This window comes from Desulfobaculum sp., assembly GCF_054921475.1.
In genome coordinates this window covers 1-3,667 of the sequence record NZ_JBUDSW010000311.1, presented here as the reverse complement: position 1 = coordinate 3,667, position 3,667 = coordinate 1, and the positions used below count along the sequence as shown (strand labels likewise).

Below are 3,667 nucleotides of genomic sequence, written 5' to 3'. Positions count from 1 at the left end.
CTTCCACCTTCCCTGATCCCCGCCCCCATCCCTACAACAACTCCATCTCTCCAACTCGACACCACTCACCCCCACCACGCCCTCATACACCGCCACCCAATTTTCCACTTTTTCCCCCTCGCCTCCCCATACATCCCACACCACCCCAACAAACCTTGAAGGGCAGTGCGTGACGCGTATACTGCAGGGGCGGTTTGAAGGCGGGGTGTGGGTACTGGTGCAACTGGTACAGCGCTGGAGGAGGTTAGCGCTCTTGAGTGTGTCGCGGGTGGCTCTGACGGGGTGCATTTTTGTGGCGCAAGCCTTGATACGGCTTGCTCTGCACTTGCTCCCCGGTTGGAGTTAGGATAGATAGGTGGACTTCCTTTCTGCATACCGGAAAAAATTTATGAGTAATTATACGAACGACAAGAAATTCACGAAACGTGACGGGACGCGCTTTGAGCGCGGCCCTCAGGATAGGGACAAGCGCTCCATTACGGACGAGCTGGTTGACCTCGATCACCAGCTGACCAGCCTTTTGGCCCGCCGTACGCGGCTTTTGGCCAAGGCTGCCGGAACGCGCAAGCGCAAGGGCAAGGCCCTTGTGGACCCGACGCAGGAAAAGCGCATGCGCCGCGCGTGGGACGGCCTTGTCTCCCGGCATGGCTTTGACACGACGACCATGCGTAAAATGTTTAACTTGGCGAATGGCCTTGCGTATTCCTTTGCGCAGGGTGGCGAAGAGGGCGAGCAGACGTTTACCATGCGTCCCCGCCGTGCACCGCTCGACCTGACCATGCCCGGTCCCTCCGCTCTGGAGGAATCCCGCATGTGGACGGCCATTGCTGGCGCGACGGGCGCAACGTGCGAAATTGCCCCCATCGTCCTCAATGACCCGCTTGTGGAGCTGGTGAAGGGCCTGAACGGTGCTGGCGCATCCATGTCGCGTGAAAAGGGCAAGGTGACCGCAGCCGGTCAGAAGCCTGATTTCCACGGCAAGACGGTGTTTGCCGGCGGCGACCCCCTGAACTTCTTCATGCTGCTTGCCATGGCGCTGCCTGAACCGGGCATCTCCATGTTCAGCGGCGGCACCGCACTGAAGGTGATGGACCTGCGCCCTGTGGCGCATGTGTTCTCTGGCCTTGGTGTGCGCCTGACCTCTCTGGAGCCGCACTCCAATGGCGTGCCGGTGCGCATGGAAAGTGGTGGCATGACCACCAACCGCTTCCGCATTCCTGAGAATTTCCCGGCTGAAGCCGCAGCAGCCATTGCGCTGTTTGGCCCCACCTACCCGGACGGCATTGGCTTTACGTGGGATGAGGAGTTTGACGACAAGGGGCTTCTGGCCCGTGTTGCCGCCATCCTCAAGGACTGCGGCGTGCCGTGTTCGTTGACGGACGACTCCTTCTCCGTGGACCGCGCAAACTTGGCCATGCCCCAGAGCGTAACCTTCCCGCTGGATCCTGTGCTGTGCACGTCGCTTCTGGCTGCGCCGCACTTTGGCAGCGGACGCGTGCACCTCGACGGCGCATGGCCCAAGAAGGACGTCGATGCTGAAAGCGCTGTGACGTTGCTGGAAAGCCTTGGCCTTGAGGTGAAGGTTTCCAAGAGCGGCATCACGGCGGAGCTTAGCGAGCGCCCGGAAGAGATTGACCTGGACGTGACGGAGTGCCCGATTTTTGCGCCGCTGGCCCTTGCTGCCGGCTTGGCGTCGCACTCTGGCGCGCGCATTCGCGTTGCGGATGATTTTGACGGCACGTCGGCCATGGAACTTGGTGACCGTCTGGGTCGTTTTGTCCGCGTGAAGCCGAACAAGGTGGTTGTTGCCGCATCCCCCAAGGGCAGCACGTGGGACGAGAGCGCCGAGGCGTGGGTGAGCCCCGCACCGGAGTGGACCATGGGTCTTGCTTTGGCCTCGTACGCCGCACCGGGCATCAAGCTGGCGAATCCCGGCGGGCTTTCCGCTGTTTGGCCGGAGTTCTGGCAGCTCTATGTCAACGGTTTTGAGCCGCAAACGGACAAGAAGGAGCCTGAAGACGATGGACGAAAGAAAGGACGACGTGTGCGAATCGGCTGATATGGAACAGCTGTCTCAGGAGTTTGACCAGTTCAAGCTCGAAAAGGAGACGGTTGAAGCACAGATTCGCAAACTCCGCAGCGAAGAGGACTTCGAGAAGGGAGTCTTCTTTGCACAGGATATTCACAGACTGCAGCAGGACAAGCTGCGCCTTGATACGGAAATGGAAATCCGCAAGCGCCGCATGAATAGACTGCGCATGGCAGTGGCCGAGAACGGGGTTCTTCACTAGGAACCGGTATTCCGTGCGGCCCATCCGGGTCGCGCTCCAGCCCGAGAGGTAGACGCATGCCCCAGAATCTGACCCAGAAGATCATCGCCGCGCACCGTGTGGACGGCGATATGACGCCCGGCGCCGAGGTTGGTCTGCGCATCGACCAGACGCTGACGCAGGACGCCACCGGTACGATGGCGCATTTGCAGTTTGAAGCCATGGGCCTTGACCGCGTCAAGACCCAGCTCTCCGTGAGCTATGTGGATCATAACACCCTGCAAATGGGCTTTCGAAATCCGGATGACCATAGGTATCTGCGAACCGTAGCGGCCAGATTCGGCATTGTGTTCTCGCCTCCGGGAACCGGCATCTGCCATCAGCTGCACCTTGAGAACTTCGCCGTTCCGGGTGCTACTCTCATCGGCTCCGACAGCCACACGCCAACCGGTGGCGGCCTTGGCAGCTTGGCCATGGGGGCGGGCGGCCTTTCCGTTGCCCTCGCCATGGCGGGCGAGCCGTACTACATCGCCATGCCGCGCGTGGTGCGGGTGTACTTGACCGGCCAGCTTACGGGCTGGGCTTCGGCCAAGGACGTCATCCTGCACGTGCTCGGCCAGCTGTCCGTGAAGGGCGGCGTTGGCAAGGTGATGGAATATTGCGGTCCCGGCGTTGCCTCGCTGTCGGTGCCGGAACGCGCCACCATTACCAACATGGGGGCAGAGCTGGGCGCAACCACGTCCATCTTCCCCTCCGACGACGTCACCCGCCAATTCCTCGCCGCCATGGGGCGTGAGCAGGATTGGCGCGAGTGCGTCGCCGACGCGGACGCCACCTACGACGAGACAGTGGAAGTCAACCTGTCCGAACTGGAACCCCTTGTCGCCCAGCCGCACATGCCGGACCGCGTGGTCCCTGTGCGTGAGCTGGCCGGAATGCGGGTTGATCAGGCGGCCATTGGTTCCTGCACGAATTCCTCGTACGCGGACCTCAAGACCGTGGCGCTGATGCTGCAGGGCAAGCAGGCCGCCCGCGAGACGGACCTGCTCATTTCGCCCGGCTCCAAGCAGGTGCTCAACATGCTGGCGGCGGAAGGGCTTATTGCGCCCCTCGTCACCGCCGGTGCGCGTCTTTTGGAGTGTACGTGCGGCCCTTGCATCGGTATGGGCGGTTCGCCTGTCAGCGCGGGGGTGTCCGTCAGGACGTTCAACCGCAATTTTGAGGGCCGCAGTGGCACGCAGGATGCGCAGGTGTATCTTGCCAGCCCGCAGACTGCCGCAATGGCTGCGCTCAATGGCGCATTCACGGACCCGGCCGAGTGGGGCGATGCCCCGGCGAAGCCCGAACTGCCCGCGGAAACGCCCGATATTCGGCATTTGTTCATCTTCCCGCCCGAG

At 61.9% G+C, this 3,667-nt stretch carries 3 protein-coding genes; all 3 read left to right on the top strand.

The genetic code is table 11. The annotated features are described in order from the left end of the window. The first annotated feature begins 388 nt into the window (after positions 1 to 388). Entirely contained in the window at positions 389 to 2,059 is a 1,671-nt protein-coding gene (locus ACY69P_RS15110) for a chorismate mutase (protein WP_462328072.1), read from the top strand. Next, positions 2,022 to 2,291, top strand: a complete 270-nt coding sequence (locus tag ACY69P_RS15105; protein WP_404843291.1) for a hypothetical protein — start codon at positions 2,022 to 2,024, stop codon at positions 2,289 to 2,291. Before ACY69P_RS15110 ends, ACY69P_RS15105 begins: the two co-directional genes overlap by 38 nt. A 56-nt stretch (positions 2,292 to 2,347) precedes the next feature. Next, positions 2,348 to 3,667, top strand: a 1,320-nt coding sequence (locus ACY69P_RS15100) for an aconitate hydratase (protein ID WP_462328071.1), incomplete at its 3' end; no start/stop codon positions are given.

Excerpts from the sequence above, each read along its gene's own strand:
- ACY69P_RS15110 (WP_462328072.1), top strand. The coding sequence starts at position 389 with ATGAGTAATTATACGAACGACAAGAAATTCACGAAACGTGACGGGACG.
- ACY69P_RS15105 (WP_404843291.1), top strand. The coding sequence starts at position 2,022 with ATGGACGAAAGAAAGGACGACGTGTGCGAATCGGCTGATATGGAACAG.